At 70.0% G+C, this 23,492-nt stretch carries 20 protein-coding genes; 12 read left to right on the top strand and 8 right to left on the bottom strand.

Features of this window, described 5'->3' with window-relative positions; translation table 11 throughout:
* Positions 1-39: 39 nt before the first annotated feature.
* The 11 genes from GF068_RS25460 (at position 40) to GF068_RS47150 (ending at position 14,409) form a co-directional block, all read left to right on the top strand.
* Positions 40-375, top strand: coding sequence for a hypothetical protein (locus GF068_RS25460; protein ID WP_153822051.1), 336 nt, complete (start codon positions 40-42; stop codon positions 373-375).
* The gene (locus GF068_RS25455) at positions 372-710 is read left to right on the top strand and encodes a hypothetical protein (protein WP_153822050.1); all 339 of its coding nucleotides are present in this window, start codon (positions 372-374) and stop codon (positions 708-710) included. The genes GF068_RS25460 and GF068_RS25455 overlap by 4 nt, the downstream gene beginning before the upstream one ends.
* Before the next feature lie 142 nt (positions 711-852).
* A complete protein-coding gene (locus tag GF068_RS25450; protein WP_153822049.1) occupies positions 853-1,734 on the top strand; it encodes a hypothetical protein in 882 nt (293 codons plus the stop codon).
* Between the two features lie 28 nt (positions 1,735-1,762).
* Complete coding sequence (locus tag GF068_RS25445; protein ID WP_338046563.1) at positions 1,763-3,418, top strand: DUF2254 family protein; 1,656 nt, start codon at positions 1,763-1,765, stop codon at positions 3,416-3,418.
* Positions 3,419-3,471: 53 nt separating this feature from the next.
* Positions 3,472-4,755, top strand: coding sequence for a hypothetical protein (locus GF068_RS25440; RefSeq protein WP_153822048.1), 1,284 nt, complete (start codon positions 3,472-3,474; stop codon positions 4,753-4,755).
* 44 nt (positions 4,756-4,799) lie between these two features.
* Positions 4,800-6,131, top strand: coding sequence for a hypothetical protein (locus GF068_RS25435; protein WP_153822047.1), 1,332 nt, complete (start codon positions 4,800-4,802; stop codon positions 6,129-6,131).
* A gap of 22 nt (positions 6,132-6,153) precedes the next feature.
* Positions 6,154-7,983, top strand: coding sequence for a serine/threonine protein kinase (locus GF068_RS44370; RefSeq protein ID WP_240807382.1), 1,830 nt, complete (start codon positions 6,154-6,156; stop codon positions 7,981-7,983).
* 7 nt (positions 7,984-7,990) lie between these two features.
* Entirely contained in the window at positions 7,991-9,283 is a 1,293-nt protein-coding gene (locus GF068_RS25425) for a hypothetical protein (RefSeq protein ID WP_153822046.1), read from the top strand.
* A gap of 9 nt (positions 9,284-9,292) precedes the next feature.
* Positions 9,293-10,144, top strand: a complete 852-nt coding sequence (locus tag GF068_RS25420) for a sulfurtransferase (protein WP_153822045.1) — start codon at positions 9,293-9,295, stop codon at positions 10,142-10,144.
* Between the two features lie 160 nt (positions 10,145-10,304).
* On the top strand, positions 10,305-11,696 hold the full coding sequence (gene asnS, locus GF068_RS25415; RefSeq protein WP_153822044.1) for an asparagine--tRNA ligase: 1,392 nt from the start codon (positions 10,305-10,307) through the stop codon (positions 11,694-11,696).
* 55 nt (positions 11,697-11,751) lie between these two features.
* Positions 11,752-14,409 (top strand): PEP/pyruvate-binding domain-containing protein, encoded by a 2,658-nt coding sequence (locus GF068_RS47150; RefSeq protein ID WP_206079547.1) that lies wholly within the window; start codon positions 11,752-11,754, stop codon positions 14,407-14,409.
* A gap of 12 nt (positions 14,410-14,421) precedes the next feature.
* On the opposite strand, the gene GF068_RS25405 is transcribed toward GF068_RS47150, so the two are convergent.
* Positions 14,422-15,846 (bottom strand): hypothetical protein, encoded by a 1,425-nt coding sequence (locus GF068_RS25405; protein WP_153822043.1) that lies wholly within the window; start codon positions 15,844-15,846, stop codon positions 14,422-14,424.
* A 7-nt stretch (positions 15,847-15,853) separates the two neighbouring features.
* Positions 15,854-16,279 carry an HIT family protein gene (locus GF068_RS25400; RefSeq protein WP_153822042.1) on the bottom strand — a complete coding sequence of 142 codons (426 nt, stop codon included), beginning with the start codon at positions 16,277-16,279 and terminating at the stop codon, positions 15,854-15,856.
* Between the two features lie 104 nt (positions 16,280-16,383).
* Here GF068_RS25400 and GF068_RS25395 point away from each other — a divergent pair, with 104 nt between their 5' ends.
* Positions 16,384-16,809: a response regulator gene (locus GF068_RS25395; RefSeq protein WP_338046562.1), complete on the top strand. Its 426-nt coding sequence runs from the start codon at positions 16,384-16,386 to the stop codon at positions 16,807-16,809.
* Here the strand turns inward: GF068_RS25395 and GF068_RS25390 are convergent.
* The 6 genes from GF068_RS25390 to GF068_RS25365 form a co-directional block, all read right to left on the bottom strand.
* Positions 16,806-17,774: a tetratricopeptide repeat protein gene (locus GF068_RS25390; RefSeq protein WP_153822041.1), complete on the bottom strand. Its 969-nt coding sequence runs from the start codon at positions 17,772-17,774 to the stop codon at positions 16,806-16,808. The two genes, GF068_RS25395 and GF068_RS25390, sit on opposite strands and share 4 nt — an antisense overlap.
* A gap of 58 nt (positions 17,775-17,832) precedes the next feature.
* Positions 17,833-19,215 carry an AI-2E family transporter gene (locus tag GF068_RS47145; protein ID WP_338046561.1) on the bottom strand — a complete coding sequence of 461 codons (1,383 nt, stop codon included), beginning with the start codon at positions 19,213-19,215 and terminating at the stop codon, positions 17,833-17,835.
* Positions 19,212-19,748 carry an HIT family protein gene (locus tag GF068_RS25380; protein ID WP_153822040.1) on the bottom strand — a complete coding sequence of 179 codons (537 nt, stop codon included), beginning with the start codon at positions 19,746-19,748 and terminating at the stop codon, positions 19,212-19,214. The genes GF068_RS47145 and GF068_RS25380 overlap by 4 nt, the downstream gene beginning before the upstream one ends.
* Before the next feature lie 39 nt (positions 19,749-19,787).
* Complete coding sequence (locus tag GF068_RS25375) at positions 19,788-20,189, bottom strand: YfiM family lipoprotein (RefSeq protein ID WP_153822039.1); 402 nt, start codon at positions 20,187-20,189, stop codon at positions 19,788-19,790.
* A 94-nt stretch (positions 20,190-20,283) separates the two neighbouring features.
* The gene (locus tag GF068_RS25370) at positions 20,284-22,065 is read right to left on the bottom strand and encodes a 30S ribosomal protein S1 (RefSeq protein WP_153822038.1); all 1,782 of its coding nucleotides are present in this window, start codon (positions 22,063-22,065) and stop codon (positions 20,284-20,286) included.
* 232 nt (positions 22,066-22,297) lie between these two features.
* Positions 22,298-23,482 (bottom strand): hypothetical protein, encoded by a 1,185-nt coding sequence (locus GF068_RS25365; RefSeq protein WP_206079546.1) that lies wholly within the window; start codon positions 23,480-23,482, stop codon positions 22,298-22,300.
* Positions 23,483-23,492: the final 10 nt, after the last annotated feature.

Below are 23,492 nucleotides of genomic sequence, written 5' to 3'. Positions count from 1 at the left end.
CTTGCGCCTCGGGCGGAGGCACGCCAAGGTCCCGGACCCATGGGCCAGCGCATGATGGAGCAGGGTGGTTCGAGCGCGAGGGGGCGCCTCGCGGGGGCCTGCCTGATCGTCTCGCTCGCTTTTGTCGTGGTCGGCTGTGGTCGCCCGGCGACGAAGGCCGAGTGTGACGAGATCTTCGACAAGAGCGCGGCGATCGAGCTCGCGGCGCAGAACGTCACGGACCCGGCCGAGGTGCAGAAGCGGACGGCCGCCGTGCGCGCGGCGCGCGGAGACGAGCTCGTCAGCAAGTGCGTCGGGCGCCGGATCACGGAGCGCGCGATGGAGTGCGTGCGCAAGGCGACGACGGCCGAGCAGGTCGATCAGTGTCTCGAGTGAGCTCGACGGCGAGCCGCGTGGAGGTGGTGACGACGCTCGTGATCGTGCTGCTCGTCGTGGGGTTCGTCGCGTCGAAGCCGCTACGTCGTGCGCTCGCGGCGCATCCTTCCCCGGAGACGTGCGCGGCGCTGCTCGATCGCTACGTGGAGCACGTCGTCCACGCCATCGACGCGAAGCCGCCGGCGGCCGAGCTCGCGGCGCGCAAGGCCCAGGCGCGGTCGATCGCCGGGGGCGACCGGAAGTTCGCGCGCTGCCCGACCTACCTCACCGCGGACGAGGCGGAGTGTGCGATGCGCGCGGGAAACGCCGACGAGTTCGAGCGATGTCTGCCTTGAAGCAAGACGAGAAAGAAGGAGAGCGCCGACCTCGAGGGCGCAGGATTCCAGCGCTCGTGTCGATTGAAGCGACGTTTGTTGGTCGCTCCGGCAGACCCTATGGTAGGGTCTCTCTGGGCCTTCAGGAGCCTTATCGATCGCCGTGAAAGTCATCTCACCGCTTCTCGGCTTCAACAACAACGTCAAGCACAAGGGACGTGTCTTCCATATTCAAACGGAAGACTCGGGGCACCGTCACCCGCACGTGATCACGCATCTTTTCGCGGACGGCGGGCGCATCCTGAAGACCCTGAAGACCTCCTACGCGGAGCACCTCAACGAGGCGAACGTGCAGGAGATCGTCCGTCAGCTCATGAAGGAGCAGCACAAAGCGATGTTCGTCGCTTTGCGCGACGGACAGTTCGACCACATTTTCGAGGACAAACCCGAGGCCTCGGCCCCCGCGAAGCCGGAGCCCGCCCCCGCGCCGGCTGCGCCTCCTCCGGCGCCGGCTGCGCCTCCTCCTCCCCCCGCTGCCGCTGCTGCGCCGGAGCCCGCGGCGCCGCCGCCGAGCTTCAACCCGGCCCTGCCGCAGCGCCCGTCCGTGCTGATGAACGCGACGGATCTGCAGGCCGCGCTCCGCGGAAAGGCGCCCGCGCCGCCGCCGCCCGCGCCGACGACGGGGAACATGGACCTCGATCTGTCGTCGCTCGAGGAGAAGACGAAGGCGCCCGAGACGGCGACCTTCGTGCAGCAGACGCAGGACGTCCCGCCGCCGCCCACCTCGCTGAGCCCTTCGAAGAAGGGCGGCGCGCTCTTCACGGCGGGGGTCTATCGCGCGCTCGGGACGCCGGAGCCCGCGTCCGTGTCGTCGCCGACGAGCGCGGGGCGTTACGCGCAGACGCGCCCGCCGGCCATCTTCGCGACCGCGCGTCCCGCGCAGGGAACCTCGATCTTCGGTGAGGATCTCATCAGCGAGAAGTCGCTCGACGAGGTCATCCTGAGCTACCTGGCCGAGGACCTCGAGGGCGGCGAGAGCCCGTAGCCGCGCTCTCGTCCTCTCGAGGAGGCTCGTGCGTAAAGCTCGCCTCGCGATCTCGCAGAGCCTGTGGCTCTACCCGCTCTCGATCCTCGCCAGCGTCAGCGTGGCGGCGTTCGTCGCGTTCCGGCTCGTCGATCTCTCGAAGGCGCAACCCGGCGGCGTGACCGCGCTCTTCGGCGCGATGTCGCCGGACGACGCGAGCCGGATCATGGGCGGCACGGGCGAGGTGATCGCGGCGATCCTGGGGATCGTCATCACCGTCGCCTCGATCATCGTGCAGCTCGCGGCGACGCGGTACACGCCGCGCATCACGGACATGTTCTTCCGGGACCGCACGAACCGCGCGGTGATCGCGTTCTTCGTGGTCTCGGCGGTCTTCTCGCTCTGGGTGAACTACGCGATCCGACAGGCGCCCGAGCCGGATCTGTCCTTCGTCCCGCGCTTCGGCGTCATGGGCTCGATCGTGCTGCTCACGCTGAGCCTGCTCGTGATGGCGCCTTACTTCAACTACGTCTTCGACTTCCTCGAGCCCGACAAGATCGTCGAGCGCATCCGCAAGGCGGGCGTGGCGCAGGCGCTCCGCAGGCCGAGCGACGAGTCGGACGAGGACGTCGACGGCCGGCGCATGACCGCGCTCTCGGCGCTCGAGCACCTCGCCGACATCGGGCTCAACGCGATCGAGCAGAAGGACAAGGGGATCGCCTCGAACACGGTCGACGCGATCTGCGATCTCGTGGTCGCGTACATGCCGCACAAGAGCACGCTCGACGAGCGCTGGTTCTCGATCAGCGGGCGCCTGCTCCGGGACGCCGACTTCGTGAGCATGAACGAGGTCGCGCTCGGCAAGCTCCAGAGCGATCGCACCTGGCTCGAATACAAGGCGCTCCGGCAGTTCTTGATGGTGCTGCGCGAGGCGCTGACGGAGATGCCGGACATCGTCAACCGCATCGCGATCGGCACGAGGTACATCGGGCTCGCGGCGCTCGCGGCGGAGGATCGCGCGGCGCTCTCGACGGTGATCAAGTTCTTCAACACGTACATGCGCCGCGCGCTCAACGCGCGGGACGTGCCGGCCGCGTACAACTGCCTGAACCAGTACCGCTACCTCGGCGAGAAGATCCTCTCGCAGGGCTGGGGCGAGGAGGCGCTGCGGATCGCGGGGCACTTCAAGTACTACGCGCAGACGGCGCACGCGATGAAGCTCGCGTTCGTCACGGAGACCGTGGCCTTCGACCTCTGCGCGCTGAACGAGCTCGCCTACGATCTCGGCGCCTCGGTGCGGGACGAGCTGCTCCGGATCTTCCTCGAGGTCGACAAGGAGGCGGAGGTGGCGCAGCAGGAGCAGTCGCTCCGCGGCGTGCGCAAGGCGCAGGTCAAGCTCGCGACGTACTACCTGCAGAAGGGCGAGGTCGATCTGGCGAGGCAGATCCACCGCGACATGCGCGACGAGCGGCCCCATCGGCTCTGGTCGATCAAGAACGAGATGCTCTCCGTGACCAGCAACGAGTTCTGGGAGATCAACGATCGGGGGGTGGTCTTCGAGTACATCGATCCGGAGCGGCGCGCCCATTTGCACCGGTTTTTCGAGTGGTTTCCGCAGATGGACACGCCGCCGAGGAGCGAGGCGGGCGGGCCGAGGCACGGCGCGGGGAAGGCCCACGCGCCGGGCGGCGCGCGCGAAGGCTGACAGGGCGCGCATTTCCGACGCAAAGCGGCCGGGTCCGGGGGTAGACTGCTCGCATGCTCGGGCGGACGGCCCGCTACTTCCTCTGGTTTTCGGCGCTCTTCGGCGCGGGCTGCACGCCCGAGCTCGGCGACGTGCCATTTTCGTGTGAATCCGGCGGGCTCTGCCCCGAGGGGTACTCGTGCCAGGCCACGGTCTGCGTGCGCGACGGCGAGAACCCCACGAGCCGCCGGCCGAAACGTGTCGCCTGGATCAACCCGCCCGAGATGTTCTGGCTCTCGGCCGAGGGCGAGGGCGCGACGCTGATCGTCAACGACGGCTTCACCCCGGGCGCGAAGGGGATCTACGAGATCCACGTCGCGCCCGACGGGAGCGTCTCGGAGCCACGCGCGATTTACGCGTACGGCGGCACGACGATCTCCTCGGCCGTGGTGCCGCTGCCCGACGGTCGTTACGGCGTGGTCCTCGTGAGGTTCCCGAACGTCGACGGCGACGAGACGACGCTCGAGCTGCTCGGGATCGAGCGCACGTCGGCGAGCGGCACGACGACCGCGGTCGGGAAGCTCTTCTCCACGACGACGCCCTTCCTCGGCGGCGTGGAGCCGGCGTACGTCGGCGCCGCGATCGACGGGACCACGGTGAACATCGCCTGGACCGTGCCTTCCGGCGGCGGGCGCGTGGAGGTCTTGCACCTCGAGCGAAACGGCTCGCTCTGGAACACCACCTGGACGGCCTCGGCGAGCCTGCCGCCCGAGGTGCCGCCGCTCTCCGGCGACTGCCAGCTCTTCCGCGACGACGCGGGTCTGCTCACGGTGCGCGTGGGCTTCGAGAGTTACGCGCTCTCGACGGTGGATCCCGCGGCCGCGATGGGCGGCGCGAACACGATGACGGCCTTCGCGTCGACCACGGACGAGCCGCTCTTCGGCTGGAGAGACGGCGTCTTCTCGATGCGGCGCGGCGACTGCGATCCGGCGAAGGCGACGTGCGCGGTGAGCTACGTGTTCACGCCTTCGATGGGCACGCCGACGGTGGACGAGGGCTTCGCGCTGCCCGACACGGCGTCGCCCTTCGTGGGCACGCCCTTCGAAGGGGGCGCGCTCGTCGCGCCGGTGTCGCGAGATCCGAGCCTGCCCACGATCGACGTCGCTTGGCGCTCGGCGACGGAGCCCATGCGGATCGTGGCGAGCGTGCCGCGGACGAGCACCGGTTCGCTCTACACGGCGCGCGCGTTTGGCCTCGGCGACAAGGTGTACGTCGCGTGGACCGAGTTCTACGAGTCGAACATGGATCTCTGGATCGGCGTGTCGGATCTGCGTCGCGAGGGCATGGGGGCACCTTGAGGGGATCGAGGGGACGGGTTCTGGATCCGCGATCGGCGCGCGTGATGATCGCCGCGCTCGCGACGTTCGGGGTGGGCTGCGGAGGGCCTTCGTTCGGGGACATGCCAGCGCTCTGCGCGGAGGGCGGCGCTTGCCCCGAGGGATACGACTGCATTCGTGGCGTCTGCGCGCTGCCGGGTACGCCCGTGCCGATCACCGTCGCCGCCACGCCGTACCTGCGTGGATCGGACGTGCGGATCGTGCCACAAGCCTCGGGCGTGCTCGTCGCGTGGGAGACGTATGCGTACTCCGACGAGGGGCAACGCTTCGTGGGCGCGCGCGTGACGCCCGAGGGCGGCGTGAGCCCGCGCCTCGACCTCGTGGGTAGCTTCGTCGCCGACGCCGACTCGCTCGAGCCCTACTTCGACATCCTGCCCGTGAGCGGCGATCGTGTGCTCGTGGCGGTCAGCGCGCCATCGTTGCCCGACGAGCCCACGGTCGAGCCGCGGCTCGTCACGTACCGCGTCGATCTCCCGCCGGAGGGGCGCGAGGATCAGCCGGCCTCGTTCGAGCCCGCGTGGCCCAAGGAGGAGCGCCTCGCCACCGTGGGGTACGGCGCCGTGAGCTTCCCGAAGCTCCTTCGCCGCGGCAGTCAGGTCGAGCTCGGCTACGTGCGATCGCGGACGACGGTCGTGGACGGCAACCTCGAGACGATCGCGGAGCTCGCGATCTACGCGATGCAGGAGGACGGGACGCTCCTCACGCCCGAGCCCACGTATCACCCGGCGCGCGCGCAGTTGCCCGTCGCCGTGGGCGTTCTCGGCGCGTTCGCCGTGAACGACGGCGCGTGGTGGATCCTCGACAACGAGCGGCCGAGCGCGGTGCTCTTGCCCGAGGGCGGCGGCGAGGCGGAGGTGAAGCTCGGTCGCCTCGCGATCCCCGTCGCGGCCGACGACACGTCGCTCACGTACATCGAGCCCTCGGCGCGTCAGGGCGACAAGCAGCCGACCGATCCCGTCTCGGGCCCGGCCGAGCTGCGCAGGGTCGGAGCGCCCGTCGTGGGTGATCCCATGCCGCCGGTCGAGACGGCGATCGGCGCGCTGCCGGGATTGCGCGACACGCCGCGCCCGGCGTGGATCGGCCGCGAGGGCGCCTTGCCGATCCTCGTCACGCCCGGCGAGGCGTTCGACGCGCCGGAGCTCGTGGTCTACCTCGTCGATCCGGCGAGCGCCTCGGTGTCACGCGTGGCCTCGATCCCGCGGCTCTCGACGCGCAACATCAGCGCGGTGCATGCGGTCCTCACCTCGGGCAGGCTCTTCGTCGGCTGGCTCGAGACGGACGAAGCGTCGGCCACGATCCGGATGGCCATCCTACCCGAGCCCCCGGCGGCACCTTGAGGCGCGCATGACCACCGGCTCCATGAGCTCCCAGCCTCTCTTCGCGGGCAAGTACCGCCTCATCCGCATGCTCGGCAAGGGCGCGATGGGCGAGGTCTGGCTCGCCGAGGAGGAGGGGCCGCGCAACTTCCGCCGCCGCGTCGCCGTCAAGCGCCTGCTCACCGCGGGGGACATCGGCGACGTCGCGACCGACTCGTTCGTCGCCGAGGCGCAGGTGATCGCGCGCCTCGACCACCCGAACGTCGTCCGCCTGATCGAGCTCGGCAACGCCGAGGGGGGCCTCTACCTCGTGCTCGAGTTCGTCGACGGCGCCGCGCTCGATCGCATCTTCAAGCGCACGGGCGCGCTCGCGCCCGCGACGGTCGCGTACATCGGCCGCGAGGTCGCGCGCGCGCTCGAGGCGGTGCACGGCATGTGCGACGAGAACGGCCACAACTGCGGCGTCGTTCATCGCGACGTCACGCCGTCGAACATCCTCGTCGCGCGGGACGGCCGCGTGCGGCTCTCGGACTTCGGCGTGGCGCGGATCTCGGGCCTCGGCGGTGAGAAGACCGAGACCGGCGTGTTCAAGGGCAAACTCCCGTACATGCCGCCCGAGCAGGCGCGCGGCGAGCCCTTCGACGGTCGGGCCGACGTCTTCGCGCTCGGCGTCACGCTCTTCGAAGGGCTGCTCGGGCGCAGGTTGCGCAAGGCGGAGACGCAGACGCAGCTCCTCATGATGATCGCGAGCGAGCCCGTCGCGCGCGTGCACGAGCTCGTGCCGGGCGTGCCGCCCGCGCTCGCGCATGCGATCGATCGCTCGACGGAGCTCGACCCACGGAGGCGCATCGCCGACGGCAGCGAGCTCGCGTATCTCATGGACGAGGCGCTGCGCGCGCTCGGGCCGAGCGCGGTGAAGGAAGCACAAGCCGAGCTCCGCGCGCGCGTCGAGCAGGTGGCGGGCGCGCCCGCGGGAGGTTCGAACGCGCCGGGCACGGGGCAAGCGAAGCGGCCGCAGGAGTGGAGCATGCAGCTCGGCACGGGCGCGCAGCGGCCGAGCGCTTTTCCGCAGGAGAACACGCGATCGTCCGACGCGCCGGGGCAAGCCTCGTACGGCTCGTACGGGCACGCGGGGCAGCCGGGGACGGGCGCCGGGCGGATCTCGACGCCCGCGTATCACCCCTCGATGGCGGGGACGCCGGGGTCCGCGCCCGGTTCGAATCCGACGAGCGGCGGCCTCGGCGTGACCAACGTGTCGAGCTTCGCGGACGCGGGCGCGCCGTCGAGCCTGGGGACGAGCGGGCGACGCTCGATGGTGCTGCCCATCATCGCGCTCGCGGGCTTCACGATCCTCGGCGGCGTGACGGCGTTTTTCGTGCTGTCGCAGAGCGCGTCGTCGCCACGCGCAGATCAAGCCGCCACGTCGGCGGCGCCGAGCGCGGCCGTGGTCGCGCCGTCGGCTTCGATCGCGGCTGCGCCGAGCGCGACGGCCATCGAGGTCGAGCCCGCGACCGCGCCTTCGAGCGCGCCTTCGTCCGCGCCGACCGAGAAGGTCGCGCAGGGGACGGGCCCGCGGCCCGTCGATCCGCGGCGCACGGGCGGAGGTTCTCTGGCGCCGACCGCGTCGGCGTCCGCGGCCGAGGCGCCGTCGAACGAGCCGGGCACGCTCGTCGTGTCGGTCTCGCCGTGGGCCGACGTGACCGTGGACGGGCGCTCGGTCGGGACCACGCCGCTCGCGCCGCTCTCGCTCGCGCCGGGCCCGCACTCGGTGATCCTGCGCAACAGCGAGCTCGGCGCGTCGCGCAGCATGTCGGTCACGATCAAGCCGGGCAAACCGTCGTCGATTCGAGTGGATCTGCGCAGGTCGGAGTAGGTTTGCCATGAAGAACGGGAGGCGTTGCATGGGCGCTCGGCGCGGGCGGGTCGCGGTGACCGTTTTGGTGGGGCTGGTCCTCGGCGCCGCGGGCACGGAGGCGCGAGGTCAGGACCTCGCGAGCGTCGTGGCGCGGGCGCGCGAGCAGGTGGAGAACGGCGCGTTCGCGGACGCGCTTCGTACGCTGAACTCGCTGTCGAAGTCGGAGCTCCCGCCGACGCTCGCCGTGGAGGCGGGCCTGCTCGAGACACAAGCGGCGCTCGTGACGCGTGGCGAGGGCGCGGGCGCGCAGGCGTGCGCGAAGGCGATCGTGGCGGCGGGTTACGATCCCGAGGTCGCCCGGGATCAGTCGCCGAAGGTGCGCGCGGCTTGTCGCACGGCTGCGGAGACGGCGCGCAAGGATCGGATCGAGAAGGCGGGCGTGAAGCTCTCGGACCTCGAGGTCGGAGCGCCCGAGGTCGCCTGGGCGCCGGTGCGGATCTCGGCGACGGCGAGCGCCACGCCGCCGTGGCTCCGGGTCGTCGCGCGGGTTCGATCGAGCGCGCTCGAGGGCTCGTTCGATCTGCCGCTCGCGCCTTCGCCCGACGGCCCGCTGCGCGGCACGCTCGATCCGTCGTTCATCCGCCCGAAGGCCAAGATCGACGTCACGATCGTCGCGCAGGACAAGTTCGGCGATCTCGCGACGACGGCGCTCACGAAGACGATCTCAGTGCCGGCGCAGGAGGCGATGGTCGCGCTCGGCGACGTGCCGGGCTCGGCGTCGGTGCTCGTCGACGACAAGGCGGTGGAGCCCGACGATGACGGGCGCGTCGCCGTGGAGCCGGGCAAACACGAGGTCGAGATGCAGGTGGACGGCGCGACGTCGAGCACGACCGTCAACGTGCAGCGCGGCAGCGTGGCGCGCGTGGCGCTGTCGCCGTCGCGCGGCGGAGGTCGGACGTTCGCCTGGATCGCGACGGGTTTGACGGTCGGCCTCGGCGCCGCCTCGGGCGTGTTCCTCTACACGGCGGCGTCGCGCACGAGCGAGATCGAGGACCTCGCGGCGATACGCGAGCCGGGCACGAGCCTGCCTGCGACGGACTACGCCGACATCAAGGCGAGGGACGATGAGCGGCGGACGTTCCAGACGGTGGGCCTCGGCCTCGCCATCGGCGGCGGCGTGATGGGCGCGCTCGCGCTGACGTTCTGGCTCTTGCCCTCGGGTGGTGGGAAGAAACCGACGAAGAAGGACGCGCACCTCGCGCCCCGGATCATGCCTCTCATCGGGCCGGGGAGCGTGGGTTTGTCCGGTACGTTCTAGGAGGCGTCGATGTCCGAAGGTCCGCTCGTCACGGTGGATTGGCTCGCGGCGCGTGTGTCCGATCCACGCGTCGTCGTCGTCGACGTGCGCTGGTACCTCTCGGGCAAGCGTGGCGTGGACGCGTACGACGCGGGCCACATCCCGGGCGCTTCGTTCGTGGATCTCGACCGCGAGCTCGCCGGGGATCATGCGCGCGGCCCGGGCCGTCATCCTCTCCCCGCGCCTGATGACTTCGCCGCTTTGCACGCGCGCCTCGGCGTCACCGAGGACTCGATCGTCGTCGCCTACGACGACGCGGGTGGTGCGATCGCGGCGCGTATGTGGTGGCTGCTCCGCTACTTCGGGTTTCGCGGCGGGCGTGTCCTCGACGGCGGGATCGGCGCGTGGATCGCGGCGGGCCACCCGCTCGACACGGGCCGTCCTCGGCGAGCGGTCGCGCCGACCCCCGCGCTCCGACCTGGCAGCGCTCCCGTCGTGGGCAAAGCCGACGTCGCTCGCCTCGCCGCGCTGGGGCCGGAGGCTGCCGTCCTCCTCGATGCGCGGGCTCGCGAGCGCTACGAGGGCCGCGTCGAGCCGATCGACGCGCGCGCCGGGCACGTCCCTGGGGCTCGGAGCGCGCCTTTCGTGGAGAACCTCGTGGCCCCCGGCGGGGCCTTCCTGCCGCGCGAGGCGCTCGAGGCGCGGTACCGGGCGCTCGGCGCGCTCGATGCGGAGAGCGTCGTCTGTTACTGCGGCTCCGGCGTCACGGCGTGCCACGCGCTGCTCGCGCTCGTGCTGCTCGGCCGCGAGGACGTCGCTCTGTACGAGGGCTCCTGGAGTGATTGGTCGCGGGACGCGACGCTGCCGATCGAGACGGGCTGAGCCTCGATCCGGAAGCCCCTTGCGCCGCGCGAGGTCCGGTGCTTTGGGGTTTGGGGCGTAGGACGCCGTAGGCGATCCGTAGCCCCAAGCGTCGAGGGGTTTGGGGCGTAGGACGCCGTAGGCGATCCGTAGCCCCAAGCGTCGACGAGAGGTATTGGCCATGCAGATTCATCGCGTACAGGAGCTTTTCAAGCAGTCGCCCGTTGGCCAGCGCATCGCCGTGTGTGGTTGGGTCCGCACGCGTCGCGACGCGAAGAACAACTTCTCCTTCCTGGAGATCAACGACGGCTCCTGCCTGAAGAACCTGCAGGTCATCGCGGACGGCGCGCTCGAGAACTACGAGACCGACGTGAAGAAGCTCGGCACGGGCTCGAGCGTGCGCGTCGAGGGCGTCGTCGTCGCGAGCCAGGGCAAGGAGCAGGCGATCGAGATCAAGGCCGAGCGCGTGCACGTCTACGGCTTCTCGCCCGAGGATTTCCCGCTGCAGAAGAAGCGCCACGGCTTCGACTACCTGCGCACGATCGGGCACCTCAGGCCGCGCACGAACACCTTCGGCGCCGTCACGCGCATCCGCCACACCCTGTCGATGGCCGTGCACGACTTCTTCCGCTCGCGCGGCTTCTTCTACGTGCAGACGCCGATCATCACGGCGAACGACTGCGAAGGCGCGGGCGAGATGTTCCAGGTCACGACGCTCGACCTCGACAAACCCCCGCGCACGCCCGAGGGCAAGATCGACTACGCGAGGGACTTCTTCGGCCGCCGCACGAGCCTCACGGTGAGCGGCCAGCTCGAGGGCGAGACCTACGCGATGGCCCTCGGCAACATCTACACCTTCGGCCCCACGTTCCGCGCCGAGAACTCCAACACCACGCGCCACCTCGCCGAGTTCTGGATGATCGAGCCCGAGATGGCCTTCGCGGATCTCGATCACAACGCGTTCATCGCGGAGGAGTTCCTGAAGCACGTCATCCGCGCCGTGCTCGAGCAGAACCAGGACGACCTCCACCTGCTCGACAGCTTCGTGCAGAAGGGCCTCAAGGAGAGCCTGCAGAACATCGTGGCCGGCCCCTTCGCGCGCATGACGTACACCGAGGCGGTCGAGATCCTCGAGAAGTCCGGCCAGAAGTTCGAGTACCCGGCGAAGTGGGGCTCGAGCCTGCAGACGGAGCACGAGCGGTACCTGACCGAGGTGCACCTCAAGAGGCCCGTGATCCTCACGGACTACCCGAAGGATTTCACGGCCTTCTACATGCGCCTCAACGACGACAAGAAGACCGTCCGCAACATGGACGTGCTCGTGCCGCAGATCGGCGAGATCATCGGCGGCAGCCAGCGCGAGGAGCGGTACGACGTGCTCCTCGAGCGCATGCAGGAGGCCGGCCTGAAGCCCGAGGACTACGCGTTTTACCTCGACCTCCGCAAGTACGGCACGGCCCCGCACGCCGGCTTCGGCCTCGGCTTCGAGCGCCTCGTCCTGCTCTGCACCGGCATGGGCAACATCCGCGACGTGATCCCGTTCCCGCGCACGCCGGGCCATTGCGAGTTCTGAGCCGGGAGGCGCGCGAGACCTTGTTCCCGCGTGCCGCGTCCCCTACGCGTCGAGCGTGACCTTCGTACGTCCGCTCGCCGCGCTCGATCGCTCTTCCCTCCCCATCGCCGGCGGCAAAGCCGCGAACCTCGGCGAGATGATCCGCGCGGGTGTCCCGGTCCCGCCCGGGTTCGTCGCGACGACCTCCGCCTTCCGCGTCGCGGCGGAGGCGGCGAAGATCGGCCCCTCCCTCGACGCGCTCGCGAAGGCCGATCCGAGCGATCGCGCCCGCCTCGCCGCGCTCGCGGCCGACATCCGCGCCGCGCTCTCGTCCGCGCCCGTGCCCGACGTGATCGCCGAGGCGTGCGTTCGCGCCTACGAGGACGATCTCGGCGGCGCGACCGTCGCCGTGCGTTCGTCGGCCACGGCCGAGGATCTGCCGGACGCGAGTTTTGCCGGACAGCAGGACACCTACCTCGGTGTCCTCGGCAAGGACGCGCTGCTCGACGCGGTTCGCCGCTGCTGGGCTTCGCTCTTCACCGAGCGCGCCGTCGTGTACCGCGCGGATCGCGCGATCGATCCTCGCGAGGTCTCCCTCGCGGTCGTCGTGCAGCGCCTCGTGTTCGCGCGCGCGGCGGGCGTGCTCTTCACGGCGAACCCCGTGACGGGCCGGCGCCGCGAGGCCGTGATCGACGCGGCGCCGGGCCTCGGCGAGGCCGTCGTGAGTGGCGCGACGAACCCCGATCACCTCGAGATCCGCGTGGACACGGGCGAGATCGTCGCCCGCCGCCTCGGGGACAAACGGGTGGTGATCGAGGCCCTGCCAGGCGGGGGGACGCGCCACGAGCAACGCGCAGACGGCTCGACGGGGCCTTGTATCTCCGACGCGGAGGCGCGCGCGCTCGCGAAGATGGGCGCGCGGGTCGAGGCGCATTTCGGCGCGCCGCAGGACATCGAGTGGGCGATCGATCCCGAAGGAGAGATCCTCCTCGTGCAGTCGCGCCCGATCACCACGCTCTTCCCGATCCCGGTAGGTCCCTGGTCGAAGGAGGGCGATCTGCGCGTCCTCTTCAGCTTCAACGTGGCGCAGGGTGTCTTCCGCCCGTTCTCGCCGATGGGCGTGCAGCTCTGGCGGGCCTTCTTCGGCAACGTCGCGAGGGTGACGAGCCTCTGGGACGGCGATCCCATCGAGGGCGCGCCCTTCGTGGCCGTCTCCGCGAGTCGGTTGTTCCTCGACATCACGGACGTCATCCGCAATCCGCTCGGCCACCGCCTCCTGGTCTTCGTGTCGGCGCGGATGGAAGCGCGGACGGGCGCCGTGCTGCGCGCGCTCCTCGAAGAACCGCGCCTCGGTCTCGTGCGCACGCCTGCCTGGAAGATCGCGCGTGGCGTCGCCCGCGCGGCCTCGTCGATGCGCGCGCCGCGGAGGGTCCTTCGCGGGCTCGTGTCGCCGGACGAGGTCCCTGCGCACATCGAGGCCGACGTCGAGGCGGCGATCGCGCTCGCCCAGGTGCCCGATGGCTCCCCGCCGTCGGCCTATCTCGACGCCGTCGAGCGCATGCTCCCCGGCTTCAGCGCCGTCTTCCTGCACATGCCGAGCGTGGCGGTTGGCTTCGTCGCGCTGCGCGTGCTGCGCGGCTTGCTCGGAGAGGACCTCGACGAGGCCGAGGTCCACACGCTCTTGCGCTCGCTGCCGAACAACCCGACGACCGAGATGGACCTCGAGCTCTGGTCGCTCTCGCGCCGCGTCGGCGCCGATCCTGCCTCGCGAAGCGCTCTGCGCGAGGAGACCCCCGCCGCGCTCGCCGAGCGTCACGCCGAGCGAGCGCTGCCGGCCGTGCTCCAGCGTGAGCTCGAAGCGTTCCTCGCGCGCTGGGGCGCGCGTGGCGTCGCGGAGATCGACATCGGCGTGCCTCGGTGGCGCGACGACCCGACGCACATCCTCGGCAGCCTCGCGAACTACCTCGCGCTCGGCGACGACGTGGCGCCGCCGGACGTGGCGTTCGAGCGTGGCGCGCGCGAGGCGGAGCGGATGGCGGAGGAGCTCGCGTCCCGGGCGCGCGCGAAGGGCATGCTGCGCGGCGCGGCGGTTCGTTTCGCGGCGGACCGCGTGCGCAGGCTCATGGGCGTACGCGAGGCGCCGAAGTTCGGGGTCGTGCGCATCATCGCGCACGCCCGCGCGCTCTTGCTCGAGGCCGGCCGGCTGCTCGTGCGCGAAGGGAACCTCGCGGCCGAGGACGACGTGTTCCTCCTCGACCTGCGCGAGCTGCGCGCGGTCGTCGCGGGCGACGATCTCCGCGCGCTCGTGGCCGAGCGCCGGCGCATGATCACGCAGGAGCTCGGCCGCAAGCACGTGCCGCGGATCCTGCTCTCGGACGGCACGGAGCCCGAGGTGATGGCCGCGGCCGCGTCGGACGAGCATGGTTTGTCGGGTACGCCCGCCTGCGCGGGGCGTGTCACGGGCAAGGCGCGCGTGGTGCTGGATCCGGTGGGCGCGAAGATCGAGCCCGGCGAGATCCTGGTCGCGCCGTCGACGGATCCCGGCTGGACCCCGCTCTTCCTGACGGCCGGAGGGCTCGTGATGGAGATGGGCGGGAGCATGTCGCACGGCGCGGTGGTGGCGCGCGAGTACGGGATCCCGGCCGTCGTCGGCGTCGCCGGCGCGACGGCGCGGATCACGACGGGGCAGGTCATCACCGTCGATGGTGGGGCGGGCCGGGTCGTCACCGCGTAGCCCGCCCGCTCGTCATTTCGCCTCGCTGAGCCGCTTCACGTGCTCGAGCACGCGCGTGTGGATCGCGTGGATCGCGCCATCCGACCAGAACGCCCAGTACATGTTCGGCGACATCTCGAGCTCGTACCACGTCGTCCCTTCGAGGCGCGTTCGTCCGCCGGGCAGCTCGGTCAGCAGGAACTGACCACGCTTGGACCTCAAACTACCGTCGAGGTGCGGCGCGTGCACGTACTGGAACGGGCTCCACTCCTTCATCGCGTGGGGCTGCTTCGCCACGTCGAACGCGAGCCTCCGAGGTTTGTCCCAGACCGTGATCGGCTCGACGAACGGGCCCGTCGAGAACTCGCAGTACCGCACGGCGCCCACGCCTTCGCCTTCGAGCCGCGCCCGCACCGGGTAGGCGATCCCCGTGTGGAAGAACCATTCCGCGGGCGGCGCGAGCTCGCCGAAGCCGATCACGTTCTCCCACACCCGATCCGGCGGCGCGTCCACCTCGATCACCGTCTTCACCTCGCGCAGCTCGGGCGTCACCACCGCCGCCTCCGCGCCCACGAGCCCCGGCAGCGCCAGCACCGCCGCCGCGGCGTGCGTGCGCGGCGTCTTCGCCTGCAGCGCGATCGCGCGGCCCAGGATCGCGCCGATCACCGCCACCACGCCCGCGATCGGCGCGGCCATCAGCAGGCAGACGAGGCCCTCCAGCGCGAAGAGCAACATCGCCCCGCCCGTGATCGCGACGGACAAACCCGCGACCAGGACTGCACGTCCGAGCGGCTGCGGCGCCTCGCGGTTCAAGAGGAACGAGCTCACCGAGCCCATCACGAACGGCGTCACGAAGAAGAGCGACATGCCGTAGAGGTTCAGCGCGTACACGCTGAGCCCCGCCATCCCGAGCCCCACCGCGACGGCTGCCACCACGCCGAGCAGCGCGCTCCGCAGCGTGCCCTCGATCTTCGGCTGGATCTTCGGCTGCGGCCCCGGCTCGCGATACGGCGACGTCGGCTCCGGCTTCCACGCGTCCGCGCGCTCCGGCAGCGCCGCGAGCACGAGCATCACCAGGTAGTTCAGCGCCGGCACCAGGAACGAGAGGCCGAACCACGGCGACAAACCCGCGTTCGCCGCGCGTCGAATGCTCATCGAGACGCCGATCCACAAGAACGGCAGCGTCGCGACCCCCATCGTCACGAAGAGCCACGACGGCGCGTCGGGGATGCTCTGCATCCGCAACGAGAGGGCCGGGCTCAGGTACGCGAGCGGCGACCAGAGCACGCCCGACGCGAGGTACACGAGCAGCGCGTCGAGGCCGTACTTGAGCGCCATCAGCGTCACGCCCGTGAGCAGATAGGCGCGCCGCCCGACCGGCGCTTCGAGGCCGAACCAGAGCCTCGTCACCTCGCGCAGGGGCGTGCGCGGGCGGGACGGCGGGGGGGAGTCACTCATCCGCACATTATGCGGGAGATCGCAGCGCCGCGCGTAGCGCCTCGGCGACACGCGCCATCTCCTCGTCGCTCGTGTACTTCGCGCGCGGCCAGAAGAAGCCCCGCAGGCCATCCTTCTTGCGCCGCGGCACCACGTGCACGTGCAGGTGCGGCACGCTCTGGCTTATCTTGTTGTTCATCGCCACGAACGATCCCTCGGCCGAGAGCGCAGGCTCGATCGCGCGCGCCACGCGCTGCGCGGCCGCAAAGAGGGGACCGATCGACGGCTCGGGTAGATCGAGTAGCGTCGGCACGTGGGCGCGGGGAACGACGAGGCAGTGGCCCACGAACAAGGGGCTGCGATCGAGGAAGGCGAGGATCTCGGGCTCGTCGAGCACGAGATGGGCAGGAAGATCACCTGCCGCAATACGACAAAAGGTGCATGCCTGGGCCATGGGGGAAACTCGCGTCACAGGTCGATGGTCGCGTTTGCTCACGCACCAAGATTTGTCCGGTACGGAGGCGCCGGGGCTGGCGACACCGTGGGTGGGTCAGTAGAGTGGCCGCGCCTTTGCGGGCGGGGACCATGGGCACGATCGAGCAGGGGAGCCGCGGCGTCCTCGTCGTCGAGGACGATCCGGACATCCGTGAGACCATCGCGCAGATCCTCGAGGAAGAGGGCTACGAGGTGCGTGGCGCGAGCAACGGAAAGCAGGCGCTCGACCTGCTCCACGAGGGCGTTCGCCCGCAGCTCATCCTGCTCGACCTGATGATGCCGGTCATGGACGGCTGGCGCTTCCGGACCGAGCAACGACAGGATCCGACGATCGCCGACATCCCCGTCATCGTGATCTCGGCCGACGGCAACCTCCGGCAGCAGGCCGCGAAGATCCAGGCGAACGGATACCTGCGCAAGCCCGTCGGCATCGACACGTTGCTCGACGCGGTCGAGCGATTCCTCAAGCCGCCGGCGCCGTCGTCCTAGGACCGTCGATACTCCATCTTGCGCGGGATCATCCCGCTCTTGGAGATCATCTCGAAGGCCTCTTTTTCGAGCAGCGGATGCACGCCCTTCGGCGAGACGCCGCCGGGCAGCTTCTTCTTCGTGATGAACGACGCGAGGTACTGCGGGTTGAGCGCCGAGAGCTGCCGCAGGATCTGCTTCATCCGCTTCGTGTCGTTCGTCCACGCGTACGCGAACGCGCGCGAGCGGAGGAGCTGCGGCTTGATGTCGGCGTAGGTCGCGTCGTTCGGATCGAGCGTGTCGAGCAGCTCCACGGCCTTCTTCGCCTGACCGGCCCGCGCCCACGCCTCGCCCACGATCGCCGCGATCGTCGCCCGGCTCTTCGCGTCCTTGTGCCGGCCGAGGTCGATCTTGTCGACGAGGCCCTTGGCCGCCTCGGTCTCGCCGAGCACGAGGTGGATCATCGCGCGTTGCGCCCGCGCCTCGTCGGCGACCGGCGGCATGACCTTCTCGAGCTTGATGCTCTCCAGCGTCGCCAGCGCCTTCTTCGGATCCTCCTGCAGCTCGAGCTGCGCGCGGGCGAAGACAGCCGCGGTGTCGTCCTTGCCGAACTCGCTCTCGAGCTTCTCGATGGCCTCCTTGCGCGCCTCGGGCGTGTCCGCGCCGCGCACGAGGTTCGCCACGGCGCGCGAGCGCTGCGCGTACCGCAAGACCCAGACGACCAGGGCCGCCACGCCGAGCGTCACGACGAGCGCCACGACCTTCGAGATCCAGCCCGAGATGAAGAGCGCGATGCACCAGACGAGCGCGAGCGGGATGCCGATCCGGACCGCGAGCTTCTTCGGCTCGAGCATCTGGAGCGGATCGGGCGCGGCCGCCTGTTTGTCGCGCGCGGCGGCGATGAGCGCCTCGCGCGCGGCCTTCGGCTTGTCCGCGGTCTTCGGTTTCTCCGGGGTGTTGTTCTTCGGCTTGTCGGACGTCTTCAAGGCGAGCGCTTCATACCACGTGCCACGGGAAACAGTAGCGCGGCCCCTCGCGACTTCGTCAGCCCGCGGCGCCCGCCTCCGGCGTCGACGGCGTCTCCTTCACGTCCGGACGCACCTTGGCCTTGGGCGGGTGCGTCGACATGGGATCGGACAGGCCCATCGTCGACTCGCGGAAGTGCAGGAAGATGGTCTGGGCGATGGACATGCACGGCACCGCGAAGAGCGCGCCCGTGATCTGGAAGAAGTGCTCGCCCACGAGCAGCGAGAACACGACGAGGACGGGGTGGATCTTGGCCGCGTCGCCGATGATCTTCGGGTTCAGGAAGTTCGCCTCGAGCTGGTGGATGCCCACGATCCACGCGAGCACGCCGAACGCCGTCATCGGCGACTGCGTGAGGCCGATGAGCACGGCCGGGATCGAGCTCAGGATCGAGCCGAAGATCGGGATCAGCGACATCACGGCCGCGAGGATCGAGAGGATCGGCCAGTACTTCAGGTGGAAGAGCCAGAAGCCGATCGCCGAGAGCACGCCGTTCACGAGGCAGATGAGGAGCTGCCCACGCACGACGCCGGACAGGCCTCGATCGAGCCTGCGCATGAACCTGTCGAAGGTGTGGTGCGAGGTCGGATCCCAGAGGTCGCGGAAGAACGCGAGGATCTTCTCGTGCGTCAGGATGATGTAACCCGCGAGCATCAACGTCATGAAGAGGTTGAAGATCCCGCGCGAGATCGCGCCCGCGATCTTCTGGCCGACCTGGAGCACGAGCGTCGCGTTCTGGCGCAGGTAGAGCAGCGCCTTGTCGAACCCCTCGCGCAAGAGGCCCGCGCTCGAGATGTTCTTCGGCTCCTCGTTCACGACCTCCCAGGTGCCGTGCTGCACCTCGTGCAGGCGCAGATCCTCGCTCACGAAGACGTCGTACGAGCCGTCGTCACGCTTGACGATCCGGAGCGGCGGGCGCTCGGCTTCCTGCGCCTCGGCCTTCTGCGCCTCACCCGCGTTGATCTCGGGGCTCGCGTTCGGCGTGGGCTCCGGCGCGCTCTCCGCGGGGCGTTGCCCGGCCCAGCGCACGAGGCGCGAGTCGATCGCCGGCAGCCACTCGCTCCGCACCTTGCGCGTGAGGTTCGGCCACTCGGATGCGAGGGCCTGCCCCTCGGTGACGAGGCGCGGGACGATCATCCCGATGAAGCCGCCGATCGCGCCGAGCGTCATCGCGTAGACGAGCAGGATCGCGGCCCAGCGCGGCACGCGTTTGCGCTCGACGCGCAGGACCGCGGGCGTCAGCACGTACGCCACGACGAGCGCGAGCACGAAGGGGAGCATCACGGCGTGCGCGGTGATGCAGAGCGCGACGACGAGCACCGCGCTCGTGGCGAGGAAGACGCGGCGCGCGGTCTTGCGCTCCGGCGGATGGGCTGACACGGGCGGTGACGGTTCGTTCACGGGCTCTCGCCTCCATCACTCGGCGCGGGCAGGCGCGCGCCCGGCAGATCCGCGAAAAAAGGCGCGAGGTAGTCGCGCGTCTTCTCGAGGGCCTGGGGCACGACGCGTACGTCGGCGAGCACCGGCATGAAGTTCGTGTCGCCGCTCCAGCGCGGGACGATGTGCGCGTGCAGGTGCTCGGCGATCCCCGCGCCCGCGGCCGCGCCCAGGTTCAAGCCCACGTTGAGCCCCTCGGGCTTGACCGCGGCGCGCAGGCGCTGCGTCGCATCGCGCACGAGATCGAAGAGGGCGTGATGATCCTCGCGCGAGAGCTTCTCCAGCGCGTCGACGTGCGCGTGCGGCACGACCAGGAGGTGCGCCGCGGCGAACGGGTAGCGGTTCAGCACGACGAACGCGCGCGGCGTATCACACACGACGAGGCGCTCGCGGAGCTCCTCCGGCGGTGCAGCTTCGATGCCACAAAACACGCAGGATCCACCCTTTTTTGAAAGGATGTACTCCATGCGCCACGGCGCCCAGAGCGGATGGCCCATCGAGCGCGGCACGCTAGCACCGGCGCCGGCCGGTGGCGATCAACGCGCGGGCGCCATGCTGCCGCTTTTCGCGGCCGGGGAAGGTGAAAGTGCGTAATCGAGGGCGAGCGAGACGCCGATGCCCACCGCCGTCCCCATGAGATCCCAGGCGAAATCTCTCCACGACGGCGTGCCGAACCCGCAAGCGTCGAGGATTTCCTTGCTGTACCCGGCGCCGATCGCGACGGCCATGCCGACCGCGACGCGGTTCGCCCGCCCGTCGAGGCCGTAGAGGGCCGAGGCGCCGTATGCGCCTCCCGCGAGCGCGGCCGAGAAGCCGAAGTGCAGGGCTTTGTCGCGGCCGAAAAAGGGATCCGGATCCGGGGGCGGATCGGCGCGGACGGGGAGCGCGGCGAGGATCACGGCGAGGACGATCGCGGGCGCGACGAGCAAGCGTTTCATGCGCCGATCGTAAGGACAAAACGCGCGCGGCGCCTCTCCCTCACGAGCTCGCGAGGGGAAGGCGCCGCGAACGGTCACCCGAGAGGGGCCAGGATTACTCCTGATCCTTCTCCTTCTTCTTGAGATCGAGCTTGCCGGCCAGCTTCTCGCGGATGAGATCGCCGACCGTTCCGGCCACGCTCTTCTCCTCCTCGACGGCCGCGCTACCACCGCCGCCCGCGCTCTTCACGCGCTTCGGGCGCTCGGCCGGCGCCGGCTTCTCCACGCCGATGTTCTTCATCGTCGCGAAGAGGCGGCGCTCGATCGTGTCGACGCTCGAGATCTCGACCTTCACGAGGTCGCCGACCTTGATCTTCGTGCCCTCGGGCTCGAGGATGTCGCCCGTCTGGATGAGCGCCTCGACGCCCTCGCGCAGGCGCACGAAGATGCCGTACTCGACGATGCTGATGACCTGCGACTCGTCGATCACGCGGCCGGGCGCGAACTCGCTGAGCATCGTCGGCCACGGGTCGTCCCAGAGCTGCTTGATGCCGAGGGAGACCTTCTTCTCGTCGTGGTTGATCGAGAGGATGATCGCCTCGACGTCGTCGCCCTTGTGGTGCAGGTCGCTCGGGTTGTTGACGCGCACCGACCACGAGAGGTCGCTCTTGTGGACCATGCCGTCGACGCCCTCCTCGATCCCGACGAACACGCCGTAATCGGTGAGCGAACGGACCTTGCCCGCGATCTTGTCGCCGGGGTGGTACTTGTCCGTGAAGAGCATCCACGGATCGGGCTCGAGCTGCTTGAGACCGAGGCTGATGCGCTTGGCGCGCGCGTCGACCTCGAGCACCTGGCACTCGATCTCCTGGCCGACCTCGAGGAGCTTCGACGGGTGCTTGACCTTCTTGGTCCAGCTCATCTCGCTCACGTGGATCAGGCCCTCGACGCCCGGCTCGAGCTCCACGAAGGCGCCGTAGTCCGTGATCGACATGACCTTGCCGCGGACCTTCTTGCCCGCCGGGTAGGCCTCCTCGGCGTGGTTCCACGGATCCTCCTGGGTCTGCTTGAGGCCCAGGGAGACGCGCTCGGTCTCGGGGTTGTACTTGAGGACCTTGACGGTGACCTCGTCGCCGACGTTGAACACCTCGTTCGGGTGGTTCACGCGGCCCCAGCTCATGTCCGTGATGTGGAGCAGGCCGTCGATGCCGCCGAGGTCCACGAACGCACCGTACTCGGTGATGTTCTTGATCGTGCCCTTGACGGTCATGCCCTCGGTGAGGGTCTCGAGCGTCTTCTGCTTCATCTCGTCGCGCTCGCGCTCGAGCAGGACGCGGCGGGACAGGACGATGTTGCCCCGCTTCTTGTTGAACTTGATGACCTTGAACTTGTAGGTCTGGCCGATCAGTTTGTCCAAGTTGCGGATCGGGCGGAGGTCGACCTGCGACCCCGGGAGGAACGCCTTCACGCCGCCGCGGATGGTGACCGAGAGGCCGCCCTTCACGCGCTGGCTGATGGTGCCCTCGATGAGCTCGTCCGCCTCGCAGGCGTTCGAGATCTCATCCCAGACCTTCATCTTGTCGGCTTTTTCCTTCGACAAGGTGACGAGGCCGTCGTCGTTCTCGCGGCTCTCGATGTAGACGTCCACCTTGTCGCCGGGCTTGACGCCGACCTGACCCGTGGCGTCCGCGAACTCTCGGAGCGGGATCACGCCCTCGCTCTTGCCACCGATGTCGACCACCACCGAGTCACGGCCGACCTGAACGACCGTCCCAGCGATGATCTCGCCCTCGCGCGCGAAATCGGACTCGACCCGCTGCTCGAAGAGCGCGGCGAAGCTCTCCATACCGGATCCCATGTCGGATCCCGTCATCTCCACGTTCGCGTTACTAGCCATCTGGTCTTTTGAAACCGTCCTTCCCTAGGATTTCCCGGTGCACGGATTGCGATGCGCCGCGCGGGCGTGCGGCTCGTTTTGAGCCGGCCTCGGGCACACGTCGGGCGTCGGTCCGGATCCGGGAGAGCGGTCCCTCTAGTCCGGTGCCAGCGCCTTGTCAATGTGATGCCCCCAAAGGCTCCGTTTTGTCCGCCCTCACCGGCGAGACAAACTCCGGCCAGGGCGAGCAAAATCAGGGCTTTTTGCCAGGGATCTCCGCGCCGCGCAGCTTGCCCGCGAGCCCGGCGGCGGCGCGATCCAGTCCCTCGTACGGCCAGGGCGCGCGGAGCACGACGACATCACCCTCACGCTTCACGGTGGTCGCCCGGAGCGCCTCCTTCTCGCCCGCGACGTCCTGCGCGAGCAGCAGCACGAGGCCGAGATCCGACAGGAGAGAGCGCGCGCCCTCTTCGAGCTTGGGCGCGTCCGCGGCCTTCGTCGGTTCGAGGCGAACCACGAGCTCCGGCGAACCGCTCAGCGCGAGCGAGCCCGTGGCCCGCTCGATCGTGCCGAGGACCGACGCGCGCGGCAGGAGCGTGTTCGCCCCCGACGCGACCTCGAACGCCTGCCGCGCGATCGCGAACGTGACCGCGCCCTTCTCGGGCAAACCGAGCTTCTCACCTTCCTCCGTGGCCGGCAGCGCGGCCTCCACGATCGATCGATCCGTGCCGACGAGGATCGTCCCGTCGTCCGCCTGTCCGATCACGATCGAAGGGCCCACGAGGAGCTCGCCTTCCCGGCGAAACCCGGCCCAGCCCTCCTCCTTCGCGACCTCGGCGAGGCCCGCGACGAAGCGGCCGCGCTCGATGCGACCGCCGAAGAGCGCGACCCAGCTCCGGCCGTCCATCGACGCGACGACGACCTCGCGCACGTCCGCGGGCAAACGCACGCCCGTGTGATCGTGGATGCGCTCCGCGCGCGAGGGCCGCTGGGGCGCGGCGGCCTCGGGCCCGCTGCCTTCATCGAGCGCGAGCTTCAAGAGGTGCTCGCGCACGGGCTTGAAGAGCACGATGTCCGCGGCTTCGAGCCGGACCGCGATGTTCGTCCCCGCGGGGACGTGCGCGCGCGCCGTGGGCCGGTACCGCAGGAAGAAGCTCCAGAACGCGAGGCCCGCGAGCGTGACGAGCACGAAGACCGTCGCAGCGATCACGAGCAAGACACGCGTGGGCGGCGGCTTCGGTCGTGGCGACTCGGCGCGAGGCTCGGGCGGAGGCTCCGGCAACACGTCGGGCTTGGGCGCAGCCAGAGGCGTGGCCCCGACCGCCTCGGGATCACGTTGCGTGGGCGGGACGGGCTCGATGGGGGGATCGGGGGCGTCACTCGGCGCGTCCGAGCCGAGCCCCTGAGCGTCAACGGGATCGACGAGCGTGTCGGCCATCGCCGCCGAG

This window comes from Polyangium spumosum (genome assembly GCF_009649845.1).
GTDB lineage: Bacteria > Myxococcota_A > Polyangia > Polyangiales > Polyangiaceae > Polyangium > Polyangium spumosum.
The sequence above is the reverse complement of the archived record's forward strand: the minus strand, read 5'-3'. Positions and strand labels throughout refer to the sequence as shown.